This window comes from Streptomyces sp. NPDC059718 (assembly GCF_042733315.1).
GTDB lineage: Bacteria > Actinomycetota > Actinomycetes > Streptomycetales > Streptomycetaceae > Actinacidiphila.
Genome location: NZ_JBHWGA010000056.1, coordinates 1 through 17,307 on the forward strand (window position 1 = coordinate 1; position 17,307 = coordinate 17,307).

19 protein-coding genes are annotated in these 17,307 nt (G+C 71.1%); 10 read left to right on the forward strand and 9 right to left on the reverse strand.

Translation table 11 applies throughout. The features are described from left to right. Positions 1 to 160: 160 nt before the first annotated feature. The 4 genes from ACFV3E_RS39420 (at position 161) to ACFV3E_RS39435 (ending at position 4,429) form a co-directional block, all read left to right on the forward strand. Entirely contained in the window at positions 161 to 751 is a 591-nt protein-coding gene (locus tag ACFV3E_RS39420; RefSeq protein WP_500540248.1) for an RNA polymerase sigma factor, read from the forward strand. Continuing rightward, positions 748 to 1,980 (forward strand): CU044_5270 family protein, encoded by a 1,233-nt coding sequence (locus tag ACFV3E_RS39425; protein ID WP_500540250.1) that lies wholly within the window; start codon positions 748 to 750, stop codon positions 1,978 to 1,980. Before ACFV3E_RS39420 ends, ACFV3E_RS39425 begins: the two co-directional genes overlap by 4 nt. A gap of 386 nt (positions 1,981 to 2,366) precedes the next feature. Next, complete coding sequence (locus ACFV3E_RS39430) at positions 2,367 to 3,173, forward strand: L,D-transpeptidase family protein (RefSeq protein ID WP_500540252.1); 807 nt, start codon at positions 2,367 to 2,369, stop codon at positions 3,171 to 3,173. Then, the gene (locus tag ACFV3E_RS39435) at positions 3,170 to 4,429 is read left to right on the forward strand and encodes a L,D-transpeptidase (RefSeq protein WP_500540253.1); all 1,260 of its coding nucleotides are present in this window, start codon (positions 3,170 to 3,172) and stop codon (positions 4,427 to 4,429) included. Before ACFV3E_RS39430 ends, ACFV3E_RS39435 begins: the two co-directional genes overlap by 4 nt. A 15-nt stretch (positions 4,430 to 4,444) precedes the next feature. On the opposite strand, the gene ACFV3E_RS39440 is transcribed toward ACFV3E_RS39435, so the two are convergent. Then, positions 4,445 to 4,996 carry a hypothetical protein gene (locus ACFV3E_RS39440; protein ID WP_500540255.1) on the reverse strand — a complete coding sequence of 184 codons (552 nt, stop codon included), beginning with the start codon at positions 4,994 to 4,996 and terminating at the stop codon, positions 4,445 to 4,447. Positions 4,997 to 5,260: 264 nt separating this feature from the next. Between ACFV3E_RS39440 and ACFV3E_RS39445 the strand changes: the two genes are divergently transcribed. Next, complete coding sequence (locus tag ACFV3E_RS39445) at positions 5,261 to 6,508, forward strand: phosphodiester glycosidase family protein (RefSeq protein ID WP_500540257.1); 1,248 nt, start codon at positions 5,261 to 5,263, stop codon at positions 6,506 to 6,508. A 72-nt stretch (positions 6,509 to 6,580) separates the two neighbouring features. Here ACFV3E_RS39445 and ACFV3E_RS39450 read toward each other — a convergent pair whose 3' ends face one another. Both ACFV3E_RS39450 and ACFV3E_RS39455 read right to left on the reverse strand, forming a co-directional pair. Beyond that, complete coding sequence (locus ACFV3E_RS39450) at positions 6,581 to 7,645, reverse strand: hypothetical protein (protein WP_500540259.1); 1,065 nt, start codon at positions 7,643 to 7,645, stop codon at positions 6,581 to 6,583. 54 nt (positions 7,646 to 7,699) lie between these two features. Further along, entirely contained in the window at positions 7,700 to 8,056 is a 357-nt protein-coding gene (locus ACFV3E_RS39455; protein ID WP_500540261.1) for a hypothetical protein, read from the reverse strand. A 421-nt stretch (positions 8,057 to 8,477) separates the two neighbouring features. On the opposite strand from ACFV3E_RS39455, the gene ACFV3E_RS39460 reads away from it, so the two are divergent. Both ACFV3E_RS39460 and ACFV3E_RS39465 read left to right on the forward strand, forming a co-directional pair. Beyond that, positions 8,478 to 9,503: a C40 family peptidase gene (locus ACFV3E_RS39460; RefSeq protein WP_500540263.1), complete on the forward strand. Its 1,026-nt coding sequence runs from the start codon at positions 8,478 to 8,480 to the stop codon at positions 9,501 to 9,503. 116 nt (positions 9,504 to 9,619) lie between these two features. After that, positions 9,620 to 10,348, forward strand: a complete 729-nt coding sequence (locus ACFV3E_RS39465) for a DinB family protein (RefSeq protein WP_500540265.1) — start codon at positions 9,620 to 9,622, stop codon at positions 10,346 to 10,348. Here ACFV3E_RS39465 and ACFV3E_RS39470 read toward each other — a convergent pair. After that, a complete protein-coding gene (locus ACFV3E_RS39470; protein ID WP_500540267.1) occupies positions 10,338 to 10,796 on the reverse strand; it encodes an SDR family NAD(P)-dependent oxidoreductase in 459 nt (152 codons plus the stop codon). The two genes, ACFV3E_RS39465 and ACFV3E_RS39470, sit on opposite strands and share 11 nt — an antisense overlap. A 113-nt stretch (positions 10,797 to 10,909) precedes the next feature. Between ACFV3E_RS39470 and ACFV3E_RS39475 the strand changes: the two genes are divergently transcribed. Next, positions 10,910 to 11,053, forward strand: coding sequence for a hypothetical protein (locus ACFV3E_RS39475; RefSeq protein WP_500540268.1), 144 nt, complete (start codon positions 10,910 to 10,912; stop codon positions 11,051 to 11,053). 126 nt (positions 11,054 to 11,179) lie between these two features. Here the strand turns inward: ACFV3E_RS39475 and ACFV3E_RS39480 are convergent, their stop codons facing one another. Both ACFV3E_RS39480 and ACFV3E_RS39485 read right to left on the reverse strand, forming a co-directional pair. Then, positions 11,180 to 11,929 carry a lysophospholipid acyltransferase family protein gene (locus ACFV3E_RS39480; protein ID WP_500540270.1) on the reverse strand — a complete coding sequence of 250 codons (750 nt, stop codon included), beginning with the start codon at positions 11,927 to 11,929 and terminating at the stop codon, positions 11,180 to 11,182. A gap of 249 nt (positions 11,930 to 12,178) precedes the next feature. After that, positions 12,179 to 12,817 carry a hypothetical protein gene (locus ACFV3E_RS39485; RefSeq protein ID WP_500540272.1) on the reverse strand — a complete coding sequence of 213 codons (639 nt, stop codon included), beginning with the start codon at positions 12,815 to 12,817 and terminating at the stop codon, positions 12,179 to 12,181. Positions 12,818 to 13,039: 222 nt separating this feature from the next. Here ACFV3E_RS39485 and ACFV3E_RS39490 point away from each other — a divergent pair, with 222 nt between their 5' ends. After that, the gene (locus ACFV3E_RS39490; protein ID WP_500540274.1) at positions 13,040 to 14,548 is read left to right on the forward strand and encodes an FGGY-family carbohydrate kinase; all 1,509 of its coding nucleotides are present in this window, start codon (positions 13,040 to 13,042) and stop codon (positions 14,546 to 14,548) included. Positions 14,549 to 14,571: 23 nt separating this feature from the next. Here the strand turns inward: ACFV3E_RS39490 and ACFV3E_RS39495 are convergent, their stop codons facing one another. Further along, positions 14,572 to 15,099: a DinB family protein gene (locus ACFV3E_RS39495; RefSeq protein WP_500540276.1), complete on the reverse strand. Its 528-nt coding sequence runs from the start codon at positions 15,097 to 15,099 to the stop codon at positions 14,572 to 14,574. A 100-nt stretch (positions 15,100 to 15,199) separates the two neighbouring features. Further along, positions 15,200 to 15,742: a DUF302 domain-containing protein gene (locus ACFV3E_RS39500; RefSeq protein ID WP_500540278.1), complete on the reverse strand. Its 543-nt coding sequence runs from the start codon at positions 15,740 to 15,742 to the stop codon at positions 15,200 to 15,202. Between the two features lie 184 nt (positions 15,743 to 15,926). Here ACFV3E_RS39500 and ACFV3E_RS39505 point away from each other — a divergent pair, with 184 nt between their 5' ends. Beyond that, positions 15,927 to 16,706: an SDR family oxidoreductase gene (locus ACFV3E_RS39505; protein ID WP_500540280.1), complete on the forward strand. Its 780-nt coding sequence runs from the start codon at positions 15,927 to 15,929 to the stop codon at positions 16,704 to 16,706. A 4-nt stretch (positions 16,707 to 16,710) separates the two neighbouring features. Here ACFV3E_RS39505 and ACFV3E_RS39510 read toward each other — a convergent pair whose 3' ends face one another. Next, positions 16,711 to 17,163: a MarR family winged helix-turn-helix transcriptional regulator gene (locus tag ACFV3E_RS39510; RefSeq protein WP_500540282.1), complete on the reverse strand. Its 453-nt coding sequence runs from the start codon at positions 17,161 to 17,163 to the stop codon at positions 16,711 to 16,713. Between the last annotated feature and the right edge of the window lie 144 nt (positions 17,164 to 17,307).

A 17,307-nucleotide genomic window follows, 5' to 3' on the forward strand; every position in this document is an offset into this window, starting at 1 on the left:
CACCCCCGCCGGCTTCCCGACGCCGTCCGGGCCAGGCGGCGTCAGGATCTGGCTCCCCGGCGTGATGTGGACCACATCCACGGAATTTCTCGATCCGGGATGTAAGAAACCGGCCGCCGAGCTCATTGCATGGTGAGAGTGCGACATGAGGGGACGGCGCGTGACACATGCCCAACGCTTCCGGGACGTCTACGAGGAGTGCTATCCGCGTGTCCTTGCCTACGCCACCAGCCTGGTCGGACGGCAGGTAGGGGAGGACATCACCAGCGAGACGTTCACCGTCGCCTGGCGGCGGGTGCGGGACATCCCTCATCCGGCACTGCCGTGGCTCCTGGGCGTGGCACGCAACCTGGTGCGCGAACTGCGTCGCCGGGACGCCCACCAGTACCTCCTGGCCACCGAGGAGGCACAGCGCATCAGCAGCGGCGCCCGGACCGACGCCGGTGACGTCGCGGCGCAGGTCACCGACCGGCACGACGCGCTGCAGGCCCTCGCGAGCCTGCCCGAGGCCGACCGGGAACTGCTGACGCTGATCGCCTGGCACGGCCTGAGCGCCAAGGAAGCGGCCCAGGTCCTGGACTGCACCACCGCGACGCTGACCGTCCGGCTGTTCCGGGCGCGCCGCCGACTGGAGAAGGCCCTGGACGCGGCGCCTCCGGCAGAGCCCGTGGCAGAGCCGCCGTCCGAGCCGCCGTCCGCGCCCTCCGCAGAGACCTCGTACCCCACTCACCGCCAAGGAGCACCCGCGTGAAGAACATCCACAAGCCGTCCGGGCGGCCCGACGTCATGAAGGTGCTCGCGGACGCACGGCCCGACGAACTGGACCCGTCCCGGCTCGTGGACCCCGCCCGGCAGCGGGAGGACCTCGCACGCATCGTCGCCGGAGCGACGGACGGCCCCGCGGCACGCTTTCTCGCGCCGCGCCGCAGGAGCGGGTTCCGGCCGCTGGGAGCGGTGGCCCTGGCAGCGGTGGCGGCGTCCGTGGTGGCCGTGAGCACGCTCGACTGGCAGGAGCCGGCGGACGGGCAGGCCGCCCAGCCGCGGTCCTCCGCCGGAACGGAGGTCCCGGGCACCGGCGCGGACATCCGTGTCGACGGCCACATCGAGCTGCTCGGCGCGGCCAAGCAGGCGGAGACCTCGGTCGCCGAGGGAACGTACTGGCAGACGACCACGCGCTCGGAGAACGTGGACGTCGCCGGTGAGGAGGGCCACCTCTTCGCCGTGCGCAGCGCGTCGACCGACGAGTGGTCGGTGGGCGTGCGGCCCGGAACCGGGAGCCTGATGGTCTCCGGCCTGGACTCCGTGACCGAGCCCCGGACCGCGGCCGACAAGGCCCGCTGGCAGGCCGCGGGCTCGCCCGGCACGGTGGAGTTCGAGGTCGGGAAGAACAACGGGACCGGCAGGCTCAGCACCGTGATGGGCACCGGGCGGCGGCCCATGGTCATGCGGACCAACGTCGACGACAAGATCTACGCCGTCGGCCCGCACAACGTCACGTACAAGGACCTGCGCGCACTGCCCTCCACCAGCGCGGAACTGCGCCGCCACCTGGAGCGGCTGTACGCGCAGGACGGCGGCGCCGACACCGGCGCCTCGGCGCGCAGCGCCTGGATCCTGCGCCAGGCCGGCAACCTCATCACGATGCCCGTGAAGCCCGGCGTCCGGGCGGCCGCGTACCGGGTGATGGCGGAGCTGCCCGGAGTCCGGGTGACCGGGCAGGTCACCGATCCCCTGGGACGCGAGGGTGTCGGGGTCGACTTCCCCATCGGCTACCCGGGACCGCTGGGCACGACGCGGGAGCGGCTGATCGTGGATCCGTCCACCGGCGCCATGCTCAGTGACGTGCTCGTACTGGCCGAACCGTCCGCCCGGGCCAAGGAAGCCGGGCTCGGCGCCGGTACGACGGTGAACTACAACGCGACCACCCGGATGAGCTGGGGCGAGCACCAGATCACCGTGCCGAAGAACGCCCGCAGCTGAGCCCACGGCCGAGCTCTCCTCGGCCCACCAGGAGCACGCACGAAGGTGACTCGCCCCCGGCGAGCACCGACTGACGGACCCGGGGATCCGCCGCTGACGCGCCGCGGCGGTTCCCCGGCGACGGCCGGCATGACCGGTATGACCGGCATGTCCCGTGTCCCCGGCGTCCCGGCCCGGGTCCCCGACATCGGGGCAACCCGAACTGGAGTCCGCCCGGTTGAACGGGTGTGAGACCCCCTTCACGGCCCAGGGCCGCGCCCATGACACGGGCGGCGATGCCCGGCGTGCCGCATCGCCCACCGACACCACCCGGTCCCCGGCCGGAACCGCGCGCCCCGCCACGGGGCCGCCCCCGACTTCCCGCCCTCGTGAGAAAGCCAGCACCCATGCGCCTCCACAGGCCCTACATATCCGCGACCGCCGCGGTCATCGTCTCCTCGCTCGGCATCGCCGCCTATCAGCACGTACCCGAGGCGAACCCCACCCCTTCCCCCGAGACGGCCTCCGTCGTCCAGGACGCCCCCGACCCGGCGACCGGTCAGCCGGCGGGCGCCCCCGCCACACCGCGGACGACGGTCCCGTCGCAGCCCCCAAAACCGCAGTACCCCGCCCAACTGCCGGGGCTCGGCCCCCAGACCCTGTCGCAGATCCCGGCCCGCACCCGGCAGGTCGTGCTGGTCACCGGAGCCGGCAAGAAGTCGTCGTCCGCGAAGGTCGTGCTCTGGGAGCGTGTCGACGGCGGCTGGCGTCCGGGTGCGGAATGGGCCGCGCACAACGGCTACAAGGGCTGGACCGACGAGCACTACGCCGGCGACCTGCACAGCCCCATAGGGGTGTTCGGTCTCACCGACGCCGGCGGACTCCTGGCCGACCCCGGCACCAAGCTGCCCTACCACCGTTCCGGAGGTTTCTCCATCAGCGGCGTCGGCTTCGAGGGCGAGTCGCTCGCGGGTTCCTTCGACTACGTCATCGCCATCAACTACAACCGCCAGCCCGGTACGTCGCCGATGAACGGCGCCCAGCCGATGGGCGCGAACCGCGGCGGCGGGATATGGATCCACGTCGACCACGGCGGCCCCACGCATGCCTGCGTCAGCCTCTCCAAGTCGCACATGAAGCAGTTGCTGCGGGCCCTCGAGCCCGCCGACCACCCCGTCGTCGTCATGGGCGACGCGGCCTCTCTCGCCCGATGACAGTTCCGCGGTCCACAGGAGTAAGCGTGTCGTCCCTTCCCCACCGCACCGTGATCGCCCTTGCCGTCGCCGGGGCGTCGGTGCTCACCGCCTGCGCGGGCCAGCAGCCCGCCACCGCGCCCGCCGCGCACGGGACGGCGCCGTCCACGGCCTCCTCACCCGAGCTGCGGGCCGCGTCGGCCGCCTTCCGCCTCACCACGGGCGCCGCCGACGGCGAGCGGCACGCATCCGTCCGCAGCGCCGGCGACGTCGAGGTCTCCGGCGGGAAGATCTCGTCCGTCACCCTCACCACCGCGGCCGGAGATCCGGTACGCGGCACCGTGGCCGCCGACCACCGCCGCTGGTCCCCGGACGGCACCCTGGCCCACGGCACCTCGTACCGGCTCGTCGTCCACGCCTCGGACGAAGCCGGCCGGACGCAGACCCGGCGCCTGTCCTTCACCACGCTCACGAAGGACGAGCGCCTCATCGGCACCTTCACCCCCGAGGACGGCTCGACCGTCGGCGTCGGCATGCCCGTGTCGCTGACCTTCAACAAGCCGGTCACCGACAAGGCGGCCGTCGAACGCGGCATACGCGTCACCAGCGACGGCGGCCAGGAGATCGTCGGCCACTGGTTCGGCGACCAGCGCCTGGACCTGCGTCCGCAGACGTACTGGAAGGCGCACACCGAGGTCACCCTGAGCCTGCGCCTGGACGGAGTGAAGGGCGCCGCGAACGCCTACGGAACCCAGGACAAGACGGTCCGCTTCACCGTCGGCCGCCGTCAGGTCTCCACCGTCGACGCCGCCGCCCACACCATGCGCGTCGAGCGCGACGGCAGCACCGTCCGCACGATCGCGATCACCTCCGGCGCACCGGGCAGCACCACGTACAACGGACAGATGGTGATCTCCCAGAAGCTCATCTCCACCCGCATGGACGGCGCCACCGTGGGATACGCGGGGGAGTACGACATCCCCGACGTCCCGCACGCGATGCGCCTGTCCACCTCCGGCACCTTCATCCACGGCAACTACTGGGCGGACGACTCCGTCTTCGGGAACTCCAACGTCAGCCACGGCTGCGTGGGCCTGAACGACGTCCAAGGCGGCGGCGACTCCGGGCAGGACGCGGCGTGGTTCTACAACAACTCCCTCATCGGCGACGTGGTCGTCGTCAAGCACTCCCACGACCACACCATCGCGCCCGACAACGGCCTCAACGGCTGGAACATGCCCTGGGAGCAGTGGAAGGCCGGCTCTGCGCTGGCGTAGGTGTTCGTGCACTGGTCAGCGGAGGCTGCGTTGTCCCAACAGCCGGGCCTGCTCCGTCTTCAGGCCGGCGAACCCGTGCTGTGCGTACGTGGCGAGTTCCTCGCTGGGGAAGGACACCAACGACAGGTGGTGTTCGTGGTTGCCCTGCGTCCACCTGGCAGCCGTGATCTCGTAGCCCGAGACGTGCGCACACAGGTGAAGCAGGATCGGCGGCATCTCGGCTTCTGTCAGGAGATCCGCATGCCTGATGACGAGATCGCGCATGGCCTGGATGTTCGGCAGGAAGACGGTGGTGACCCACAACCGCCACTCCGCGAGTTCCTCCTCGGTGGGAGGCGTCTCATGAACGAACGGCGATCTGCCGTCGGGACGAGCGTTGCGTTCCTTGAACGCGCGGAAGCTGCGACTGTTGGCCTCTGTGAGGGCGAACAGCGGTCCGTAGAAGTCACTGAGCTGGCGGTTCACGCGCGCAAGTCGCTCTTGGCGCTGTGACAGGCGAAGACCGTTGAGGTAGGTGACGACGTAACCGACGAACGCCAGACCGATGGTGACGACCAGTGCAATCATGCGACGTGATGCCAGAGGCCGTCCGTCATCGGTGATCAGGTCGGGTTTGCGTCGTCGATGCGGCATCCACCGACGTGCGGCTGGGTAACGAGCTCACGCAGCGCGGCCGGTTCGTCGGGGCCGGACCACGAGGTGCGCCCCCGGTCCGGTCCGCAAGGATTCCTCGACCCGTCAGGAAACCGCTACCAGCACTTCCCTTGAGCCCCTTCTGATGACTCCGGCCAGTACTCGTGCGTCACGCACGCACATACGACGGGACATCAGATGACGAGAACGATCGGTCGGGTCCGCGGGGCCGCCGTTTCCGCGGCGGCGTTGATCACGACGACGACGATGCTGTTCGGCGCAGGGGCAGGCCAGGCGGACGCCGTCGAGCGGGTCCGGGTGGCGGACGGCGTGACGATCGCGCCGGGCATCACCTACCAGTCCTTCTCGGTGACCGCGTCGCACGGCACGGTCACCGGCCATGTGGTCACCGCCGATCTGCGCGACCGCCATGTCTCGGTGGGCCTGCTCTCACCGGGGAAGGTAGCCTCCCGCGCCAAGCTGTCCCAACTGGCCGCGGCACAGGGCGCGGTGGCGGGTGTCAACGCCGACTTCTTCAACATCGACGAGACGCAGCACCCTGGCGTCCAGGCGACCGGCTCCGCGGTCGGACCGGCGATCTCCGACGGTGTGGCGCTCAAGGCGGCGGTACCGAACGGTCAGCGCTTCGGGCCGGGTCTGCCGCCCGGGACGTCGACCCGCGACGTCATCGGCGTCGGCTACAACCGCAAGGCGCGGCTGGACGAGCTCACCCTCGACGGCACGGTACGGGCCCAGAAGGGCAAGCGGTTCGACCTCGAGGGCCTGAACCAGTACGCGATCCCCGAAGGCGGGATCGGTGCCTTCGACTCGCGGTGGGGAGACGTGTCGCGCCGGCGCGCCGTGTGCGGCACCGACACCCTGCGCGCTGCCGCCTGCACCACGGACGCGTATGAGGTGACCGTGCGGGACGGCCGGGTGGTCGCCGGGTCCGACACGATCGGCGCCGGCGCCATCGAACCCGGCACGGTGGTCCTGGTCGGCCGCGAGGGCGGGGCGGCGGCACTCCGTACGCTCCGGGTGGGCGAGAGCGTCCACGTCTCCGACACGCTGCGGAGCACCAGCGGCAAGCGGCTGAAGTTCGCCGTCGGCGGCTACCCCGTCCTGCGCGACGGCGCGCCGCTGCCCGGCCTGGACGACAAGGCCGTGGCGACCAGGACCGGAGCCGCCATCGGCGACAACGGCCGGCTGCTCCACCTCCTGGTGCTGGACGGCAGCGCGGAGGCGGGGGCCGGACTGACGGTCGCCGAACTGGCCGGAGTCTTCCAGGCCGTGGGCGCCGAAGACGGCGTGAACCTGGACGGCGGCGGCTCCTCCACCCTCGTGACCCGTGACCCCGTGTCCGGCGCGCCGGTCGTCCGGAACCATCCCACGGGCGGCGCCGAGCGCGCGATCCCCGAAGGCATCGGGCTGTTCTCGCGCGACTGACCCGGCTGCCGCACCCGGGTGGCGTCGCGGCTGCCCGGGTGCACGCGCGGGCGCGCCGGACCTGCCGGACCCTCAACCCCGGCCCTTGTCCCGGGGTGCCCACAGCGCGGCCCGGACCGTTCCCTCCTCGATGTCGTGCTGGGGAAGTCGCAGACCGAGCGCGTCGTCCAGGGCGTGGAAGTACAGTTCGAACGCGTCGGTCAGCTCGGGGTGGTCCAGTTCGGCACGGCGTATGGCCTGGTTGAGGAAGTCGAGCCGGCCGCCCCGGTAGTAGGGGGCCTGGCCCCGGTGGTACCAGATCAGTTCCATCACGCCCGAGTCGTCGTCGACACGGGCGCCGTCGCGCGTGTAGTCGAAGGTGTAGATGGCCTTCGCGGAGCAGGCGCTCAGGCGCACCGTCTCGGTGACCCCGAGCCGGGAGAGCTCCGCCTTGCCGGCCCGGTTGCCGGGCGGCGTCTCGTGGTACATCAGGAACGCCCACTCGCCCGCCTGCCCGAAGCAGCAGGACTTCCAGGCGGTGTCCCCGTGGTCGCGGCCGTGGCCGTCGATGCCGTGCAGGTCCGACAGACGCGTCCCGGCGGCGACATGCTCCGGGTCGGCCCCGTGCAGCAGCGCGATCTCCTCGGCGCTGACGCCCTCGCCGCGGAAGAAGACGATGTCGGTGTACGGGTCCTGATCCCGCCAGGTTCGGGCGATCCAGGCGAGGCCTTCCAGCGGGTCGCGTCCGCACGGGCGCGCCCGTGTTCCGTCCACGCCGCCGCTGCGGAATCGGCTTCCCCAGGCGGGGTTGATCTCCTCCAGCATCTTCGCCTGCCCGGCGACGAGGTTGCCGACGGGGCCCTGGCCGGGGGAGTGGGCCACGATGTGCTCGGCGAGGTGACGGACCGCTTGCTCGGCGACGTAGTACAGCACTTGGTCCACGTCCCGGGTGGCGAAGACCTCCTGGTAGGGGCTGTTGTAGCCGTGCACCGTGCCGTCCTCGTCGAGGACGAGGAGGAGGCCGCCGTGAGCGCCCACGCGCCGCGCGTACTGGTCGCGGGACGTGCCGATCGGCGGGAGCATGGCGTCGTCGAGCAGGTCGGAACCCGCGACCGTCCGTTGCCATGCCTGAGCGAGTGTGTGCTCCGTCATCTGCATGGGCGTCAGTATGCGGCGGGGCACTGACACGGTCCCTGGGCGCGAAGGCGATGGTCAGTTGCCGGCGGGGACAGAGGGTGCCGTTGCGCGTCGACGGTACCTGAAATGGTTGACGGTCCCCGCGAGGGCCTTGCCCACAAGCACCACCGTCGCCAGAGCCAGGACGAGGACGGCCGCGTTGACCCATCCCGGGACCAGGTCGTATGAGGCGTTGCATTTGTTGTGCAGGGGAAAGACCTGGGCGAACTCCTGGAAGTGTGCTGCTCTGTAGCCGGGATCATAATGCTCGCCCGCGACGAGTTCGCAGGTCTCCCGTACGTCCATGCCACCGGAGAACGTCCCGTAGGCCCAGGTGACGAACGTGGCGGCGGATGTTCCCGTCGCCAGCAACAGGCTTCCCAGGGGCTTCACTTGGTGGATCCCTCTCCTCCGCGGACAGAGAAGAGGCTACCGCCCGCCCTGCACGGACCCGACGCCGGCCACCGTAAAGGCGGAATTCACGGCGGCCCGAATGCGGGAAACCTGTCAGGGGTATTGATGGCGCGTATCCGGGGCCGATGCCGATGTGGCTGAAATGCGCCCGATATTGAGGCAACTTTTCACGGTGTGACCTGCGCCACATCGGTGGAGAAGGATGGTGCGGGTAAAGAAATAGTGGCTGGACGGCCTTTTCCCTCCAGGGGTTTGATTCGGTCGCGAATCAATGATTAGTGTCGTGACTCGAACCTCTGCCCGGTCGGTCATCCATTCGGGATGGCGGCGGAGGTCCCCGCCGATTCTCAAGTGCCGTACGCGTGCGGCAGGCGGCCGGAGGAAGAAGGAGCTCGCGCCAGTGGCGTCCCACCGTCGTCCCAAGCAGGCCGGTCGCACACGTGTCACCGTGCTCACCGCGACCGCCGCCGCAGCCGTCGCCCTGTCCGCGCAGGCCGCCCAGGCCGCGCCGGCCAAGCCGTCCGTCAAGAGCGTCAAGGCCAAGGTCGACGGTCTCTACGAGCAGGCCGAGCAGGCGACCGAGAAGTTCAACGGCGCCAAGGAGAAGCAGCAGAATCTGCAGAAGCAGGTCGAGGACCTGCAGGACGAGGTGGCCCGCGAGCAGTCGGAGCTCAACGACCTCCAGGACGACCTCGGCACCCTGGCCAGCGCCCAGTACCGCAGCGGCGGCATCGACCCGACGCTCCAGCTCTTCCTCTCCGCCGACCCGGACACCTACCTCGACAAGGCGTCCACCCTCGACCAGCTGAGCACCAAGCAGGCCGAGGCGCTCCAGCAGATCGCCGAGAAGAAGCGCACCCTCAACCAGCAGAAGGCGGAGGCCGCGAGCAAGCTCAACGAGCTCGACGAGACCCGCACCGAGCTGGGCAAGAAGAAGAAGGAAGTCCAGGCGAAGCTGGCCGAGGCGCAGAAGCTCCTCAACTCGCTGACCGCCTCCCAGCGCGCTTCCCTCGCCGCCGCCGACGCCCGCGCCAACCGCTCCAACGAGCGCGTCGACCTGGGCAACGACACCCCGGCCTCCTCGCTCGCCGCCGCCGCCCTCGCCGCGGCCAAGACCAAGCTCGACCTGCCGTACGTCTACGGCGCGTCCGGTCCCAATGCCTTCGACTGCTCCGGCCTCACCTCCTGGGCCTACGCCCAGGCCGGCGCACACATACCGCGGCCTTCCCAGTTGCAGGCCAACGCGGGCACGCGTCTGTCGATGAGCCAGCTGATGCCCGGCGACCTCGTCCTCTTCTACGGCGACCTGCATCACGTGGGTCTCTACGCGGGCAACGGCTTGGTCCTGCACGCGCCGCGCACCGGCACGCTCGTGCGCTACGAGTCCATCAACAACATGCCGTTCCAGTTCGGCATCCGCATCTGAGCGCCTTGTGCCGAGCGCTGAGGGCGTGGGCCGGGAAATCGGTCGCGTCCCGTGAGGTGAACCGTTAGCTTCGCTGGGCGCAGTGACGAAAAGCGACCGCGGAGGGAGCCGGACACATGGCGACAGAGGGCGCGCGGACCGACCGGCTGGGCTTGCTGCTCGACCAGTTCGACCACGCCCGGGAGATGGCCCAGGTGCGGCTCGCGGGGCTCGGGGACGAGGAGTACCTGTGGGAGCCCGTGCCCGGTTGCTGGTCGATCCGGCGCCGGGGTGAGGCGACGACACCCAGGGCGTTCGGTCCGGGAGAGTGGGTGCTGGACCTGGGCGCCCCGGACATCCCGGCGAGCGAGTACGCGGAGGTGGCCCGGCAGGCCGCAGGAGGCATGACCGTCGACAAGATCGCCGAGGACTGGAGCGTGAGCGCCGAACGGGTCGAGCAGGTCCTGGCCCACATCGGCCCGCCGGAGCCCGACCGGACACCGGTCACGACCATCGCGTGGCGCCTGGGGCACCTGCACTTCTGCTTCGCGGGCGGATGGGAGTGGACCTTCGGCCAACGGCGGCACGAGCCCAAGCTGCTCGTGGACTTCACGCCCTCCGCGGACGTGGCACTCCAGCGGTTCTGGGCGGTGATCGACCGCTGGCGCGAGAGCGTCGCCACCGTCACCGATGAGCAGCTCGACACGATCGGCTTCTCGCAGTACCCGTACGGCTCCGACCCCGACGAGCCGTTCGTCGGCGTGCTCGCGGGCGGCAACCTGGAACTCATCCACCACATGGCCGAGATCGCCCTGCTCCGCGACCTGTGGCAGGCGAAGGGTGCCTCAGGGACCCTTACCAGTTGATCTTCGCCGTCAGGAAGGGCTCGTTCTCCGGGGCCTCCTTGCGGGCCCGCAACACCTGCTCGGCGGGCGCGCCGACCGGCACGCGCAGTGCAGGCGCGGGCTGTTCGATCGTGTCGGCCACCGCGGCGGCCACGTCCTCGGGGGTGATGAGCTCACCCCGGAGGACGGGCAGGGCCGCGTAGAGCGGGGCGTAGGGATCGTCCTCCTTCAGGAACACCTTGGCGCGCTCCCCGCCCCCCGAGGAGACAGCGCCGGGCTGCACGACGGTCACCTTGACGCCGAAGTGACCCGTCTCGATGGCGAGCGTCTCGGCGAGCGCCTCCAGCGCCCACTTGCCGGCGCCGTAGGGGCCGATCATCGGCAGTACCAGGCGCCCCTGGATGCTGGAGACGAAGACGAGACGACCCGCCCGCCTTTCGCGCATCGCCGGCAGCACCGCCTGCGCCACCCGCAGCGCTCCGCCGTGTTCGTGCCGTGGAAGAGCTTCTGGAGGGCTGCCGGGGCCGCGGCCCTGGACGCTGCCAGGAATGCGGTGCGGCCGTCCCGGTCCCGGAAATCCGCATGGAACCCGGACCGGGCTTCCAGCCTCAGGGGACCGACGACGATCCCGTCTCCAGCGCGATCAACACCCCGCGGCGGCTGCTCGAGCCCATCGTGACGGCGCGCACCCCGGCGCGGGTGCGGGGGCGCGACCGAAGCGTGTGACGGCGTGACCCACCGGGCGCCGTTGAGCGGCCCGTGGCGGAGAATCCTCCGCCACGGGCCGTGACACGTCCGGCGATCAACTCACCTGTGGGCGGTACCCTTTGCCGCTGCGCGCGGCCCCGCGGGTCACTTGCCGCGTTCGCGTGCGGCGCGGCGCACGCTGTGGCGTTCGGCGGGCGGCTGCTCGGCGCGGATGTCGGCGAGGAGCGCGGTGATGGCGGTCATGATGTCCTCCGTGGCGTCCTTCAGAACGCCCGGCGTGAGCTCCTTGCCGTGGTGGCGGCTGAGGTCGACCGGGGGTCCCGCCACGACGTGCACGGTCTGGCGGGGTACCAGCCACACCCGGCGGTTGCCACGTCCCCCGCGCGCGTAAGGCGGTGCGATCCGGTGCGCGCCCCACTGGGCGACCGGGATGACGGGCGCGCCGGTCGTCAGCGCGATGCGTGCCGCACCGGTCTTGGCGGCCATCGGCCACAGGTGCGGGTCGCGCGTGACGGTGCCCTCCGGGTAGACCGCGACGCACTCGCCCTCGTTGACGGCGGCGATCGCGTCACGGAGCGCCAGCGCGGCGTCGGCGGTTCCACGGTGGACGGGGATCTGGCCGGTCCTGCGCAGCACCGTGCCGACGAAGGGGATGGTGAAGAGGGACGCCTTGGCCAGAAGCCGGGGCGGCCGACCGCTGTTGTACTGGAAGTGCCCGTAGGTGAGCGGGTCGAAGTACGAGATGTGGTTGACCGCGGTGATGAAACCGCCCTCGGCGGGTATGTGCTCGTGCCCGCGCCACCGGCGCCTGACGAGGACGAACAGCACGGGTTTCGCGATGGCCGCGGCCAGCCGGTACCAGAAGCCGTAGGGGCTGTGTGATCTGCCGGACACCCCGGTTCCTCCCTCACATGCGCGGCGCTGACCGGCCGCTCGTTCCTGTCGTTCCCCGGTGCGTGGCAGACCGGTGGCGTGTCGGGCGTCCTCGCCGGCTCGCCGTTCGCCGGGAGCGCCCTGCACGTCCGACAATTTACTTGATGATGCAAGAGCCTAATGGGTGTGTGGTGCAACGATCAACTTGCCTCCCGGCCGCCGCCCCCAGCCGTGGCCTGCCGCCTGCCGCCCGTCGCCTGGATCGCGGCGTCAGCCGCCCGCAAGGCCGACGGCGTCCGGTGTGCGGCCGGCGAGCCAGACGGCGATCCGCTCCCTGAACTCGCGGTTGACGTAGGGACGGTCGTGCAGCGCGATCCACTCCAGGTACCGCAGGACGTTCTCCGATCGGTCCGGGTGGCGCACCGTGAGCACGTCGACGCCGACCTCGCCCGTCGAGGCACCGAGGTACACGCTGCCGTCGAGCGCCATCATGGCGAAGCCGGGGTGACCCGCGTGGACGCCGAGGAACGCCGATGCCGCACCCCGTCCCATGATGTCCCAGCGCTCCAGGAGCCGGACCCGGGTCCAGACCGCCGGCGCGGGGTGGCTGCCGTTGTGCAGGTCCCGCAGGGCGGCCTGGTGGGTTCGGGCGCCCTGCGGAAGCTGGACGAGGAATTCGCGGCGGTGGTCGAAAAGTCCCGAGGCGACGGCGAGGTCGTACCAGTCCCCATTGAGCCGCTCGACGAGCCGCGCGGTGTCGTACGGGCGGGAGAAGCCGCCGTCCACGTCCTCGGTGCCGTATCCGTGGACGAACGGCATCGTGCCGTCCGGCACGGCGTTCGGGATCACCTCGAGGCCGGCCCGCCGCAGCGGCCGGTACACCTTGCGGTCGCGCTCCCGGATGCCCATCGACGCCTGTTCTACCAGGCCCGCGGCGCTCCGTCCCCCGACCTCCCGGAGCCGACGGCTCGGGGCACTGTCCGGGCAAGCGGGCAGGGCGCACTTCGGCGCGCGACGCGAAGGGCGCGGCCGGGACGCGGGAGGCGGGGCCGGCGGCGAATGATGCGCACCTGCCCACAGCAGGACCTGCGTTTTCGGTGCGACGGCCCACCCGTGTGGTGACATGCAGGTATGGCCTTTCTCGGTGTCGACGTCGGCACATCCAGCAGCAAGGGCGTCCTGGTCGACGCATCGGGCACGGTGATCGCGACCGCCGTGCGCACGCACACCGTCTCCCGCCCGAGACCAGGACACGTCGAGATGGACCCCGAGGTGTGGTGGCGGGAGTTCCGCGGCATCACCCGCGACCTCCTGTCGGGCGGTACGCGCGTGGAGGCGGTCGGCGTCAGCGGCATGGGCCCCTGCGTCGCTCTGGCCGACGCCGCGAACCGGCCGCTGCGTGCGGCCGTCCTGTACGGCGTGGACACGCGGGCCGTCGCGCAGATCGCCCGGCTCGACGCCGAACTCGGCCGCCTGGCCGTCCTCGACCGGTGCGGCAGCGTGCTGTCCACACAGGCGGTGGGGCCGAAGGTGGCCTGGGTGGCCGAGCACGAGCCCGAGGTGTTCGGCGCCGCACGGCGGCTGTTCATGCCGGCCTCCTTCCTCGCCCACCGGCTCACCGGCGCCTACGTGCTCGACCACCACTCGGCAAGCCAGTCGGTCCCCTTCTACGACACCCGGGCGCACGAGTGGTACCGCCCCTGGGTGGACGCGGTGTGGCCGCACGCGGAGCTGCCCGAGCTGCGCTGGCCCGGTGACCAGGCCGGCACGGTGACGGCCGGGGCGGCAGCGGCAACCGGGCTCCTGCCGGGCACGCCCGTCCTCACCGGAACGATCGACGCCTGGGCCGAGGCCGTCAGCGTCGACGCGACCCGACCGGGCGACCTGATGCTCATGTACGGCACGACGATGTTCCTCATCGCCACCGTCACCGGGCAACTGCGCGTGCCCGAACTGTGGAGCACCATCGGCGCCTTCCCGGGCACGCGCTCACTCGCCGGCGGCATGGCCACCTCCGGCGCGGTCACCGAGTGGCTGCGCGGCCTGTTCGGCTCACCCGACCGCGCGGACCTGCTGGCGGAGGCCGCGGACAGCGGCGTCGGCGCGCGCGGGCTCGCGATGCTCCCGTACTTCGCCGGTGAGCGGACACCGATCGCCGACCCCGACGCTCGCGGGGTGATCGCCGGCCTGACCGTCGAGCACACCCGCGGCGACCTGTACCGGGCCGCGCTGGAGGCCACCGCTCACGGCGTGCGCCACAACGTCGAGGCTGTGCGCCAGGCGGGCGCCGACATCGAGCGGGTCGTCGCGGTCGGCGGGGGCACGCAGGGCAGGCTCTGGACGCAGATCGTCTCCGACGTCACCGGGCTGCCCCAGGACATCCCTACCGTCACCGTCGGAGCCGCCTACGGGGCCGCCCGGCTCGCCGCCCAATGGGACGGTGGAACGGCCACCGCGACGTGGAACCCCGTCCGCGAGCAGTGCGTACCGGACCCGGCCACGGAGGCTGCGTACGACAGGCTGCACAGCCTCTACCGGGGCCTGTACCCGGCGACCCGCGACACGGTCCACGCCCTCGCCCGGCTCCAGCGTGACGCCGCCGGGATCGCGGGCGCCGGGCCCGGCTCCTCGGCTTCCTGACGAGCCGTCACACCCCGCTGCGGTCAGTCACGGGCGTAGGGGTCGCCGCCGAGCCAGGTCGTGCCGTCGATCAGTTCGCGGGCGGCGTCCAAGTGGCCGCTGTGGCAGGCGACCTCGGTGAGCACGTGGATCAGGATGTGGCGCACGTCGGGCAGCCGCCAGTCGGGCCAGATCTCCTCGGGCCAGGCGGCAGGCGGCTGTTCGAGTGCCGTGGAGGCCAGGACGGCGTCCGCGCGCTCGACGGCCGCCCGGTAGTCGGTGAAGACCTCCTCGGCACTCATCGTCTCGGGCACGGACCAGTGTGCCTGCGCCTCCGCCGTGAGCTGCCGGGCCGCAGCCGGCTCGCCCGCGATGACGCCGGAGAACCAGAAGTGTTCGACGTCCAGGGTCAGATGGCGCACCAGCGCCAGGCAGCTCCAGCCGCTGGGCAGCACCGGCCGGCGCAGGTCGTCCTCCGAGAGGCCGGCGAGGATCCCGAGGACATGCTGCCGCTGCCGGTCCAGGCCGCCTTTGAGGGCCTCGAATTCGGCTTCCCTCGTCGTGCTCGTCATCCACGCGCCTCCGTCAGCCACACACCGCAATCCAGACTCCGGGCGGATGCTACGCCGGGGGTACGACAACGCGGGCCGAGGACCTACGAGCGCCGCCTGGTCAGGTCAGCTCCTCGGGCACGGGGGCGCCGAGATGACGCAGGAGGTCTCCGACCTTGCGGTCCAGCTCGCGTCCCACGTCGGTGATCTCGGGCCGCCCGAGCGCGGCGACCGTGTCGCTGGGGCGGTCGATCGCGAACAGCACCTCCCCGGAGGGGGATTCGTGGATCGTGGTGCGCAGGGGCGCGTACATCAGGGCCCCGGCATCGTGCCGGTACATGCGCTCAGCGATGATGTGATTGCCCATCAGGTACTCGGTGCAGCGGGCCTGATCGCCGGCCACGCCGAACAGCGGCTGGGCGTCGAACTTCCAGTAGATCATGAACCCCAGCGGCGCGTTCTCGTCCGCCAGATCGCGCACGGCGCTCCACGTCGCCCTTTCGGCGACCAGTTCGAAGGTGCGCTGGTAGTCGAGCGGAGGAACAGCCTGTTCGTAACGGGCGCGGAAGTCCGCGTAATCCTCTCCGACCGGGATCTCCAGTCGTGTGACGGAGCGGGGGAGTGCGTGGGTCGCGGGGTGCGTCGTCGTGGCGTTGTCGGCCATGACCTGCTCCCTTCTGGCTTGCCCTACAACAGTCAGCCTAGGGCGGTGGAGCGGTTTCGGCAGGGTTGCCGCCGGGCGCGGAGCAGCTTAACCTCTATGGTGCAAATTACGACAATCAAGACTTATTACTTTCCGTTTCGCGTGGGAGTTCCACCTTCCGGCCCGACCGGCCATGGGAGTGATCGTGTACGCACGTTTCGCAGAGAAGGTCATCCTGATCACCGGGGCCACCTCGGGCATGGGCTGGGCGACAGCGGAGCGCGTCGCGGGCGAGGGCGCGAAGCTCGTCCTCGCGGCACGCGGCCGGGAGGTCGGTGAGGCGCTGGCGGCCGACATCAAGGCCGCCGGAGGCGAGGCGACCTTCGTACCCACCGACGTGACCGTGGAGGCCGACGTGGAGGAGGCGGTCGGGCAGGCGCTGAGCCGGTACGGCAGGCTCGACGGCGCGTTCAACAACGCGGGCGCCCCCACCGCGGACGGCAGGGTCACCGAGGTCGACAGCGGGGCCTGGCACGCGGACCTGGAGCTGAACCTCACGAGCGTCTTCTACGCCCTGAAGTACGAGATACCCGCGCTCCAGGCGAGCGGCGGGGGCGCGATCCTGAACAACGCCTCCGTCTGCGGCGTCGCCGCCTACCCGCACATGGCCCCCTACAACGCGGCCAAGCACGGCGTCATAGGGCTCACCCAGTCGGCTGCGCTGGACGCGGCCGCGGCCGGCGTCCGGGTCAACGCCCTGGTCACCGGCGGCGTCGACACGCCCTTGTCGCGGGCTCTTGCGCGGGCCGACCCGGACCTGGCACCGGAGGACTCCTGGCGCTCGGCCGAAGCGATGCACCCGCTCGGGCGGATGGCCCGGGCGGAGGAGATAGCCGCGTTCGCGGCGTTCCTGCTGAGCGACGAGACCGGGTTCATCACCGGAGCCGCGCTCGCGATAGACGGCGGGATGACCGCCCGCCTGTAGACGGTCAGTCTCCGGCCGCCGGGCGCCGCCGCCGGGGCGTCGCGGCCTCGTCGAACCGCTCGGTCTGGAGCGCGGTGATCCGCCGGAACGCGTCCTTGAAGCGTGCGTACTCCTGCTTGCCGATCTCCTCGGCGTGACGCCCCTCGATGGCGGCCATGATGGCGTCGGACTTGCGCATCTGGTCGCGTCCCAGGGCGGTGGGCACGATCAGTTTCGCGCGCCTGTCACTGGGGTCCGGGCGGCGCTCCACGTAGTCCAGGGCTTCGAGTTCGTCGATCAGATTGCCGATGACCTGTTTGTGGGCGCCGGACAGCCGGGACAGTTCCGTCGCCCGGCTGCCCTCTTCGTCGATGTATCCCAGCACCGCGCCGTGCTGAGGGCGCAGCTCGGGATGGCCCTGCTCGGCGAGCTTCTCGAAGAGTTCCTTCTGGACCGAGAAGAGCACGCGTGCGGACATGATCCCGATGTCGGGATCCGTCACCTTCCGTTCACTGCGCCGCACGGCCGGCCACCCCTTTGCGTCTGGAGTCCCTCACTACGGTCGATCGTAGTGTGGCGGCCTCGCCGGGTGCCCGCTGTGCATCCGGGGCGCACCGCCCGT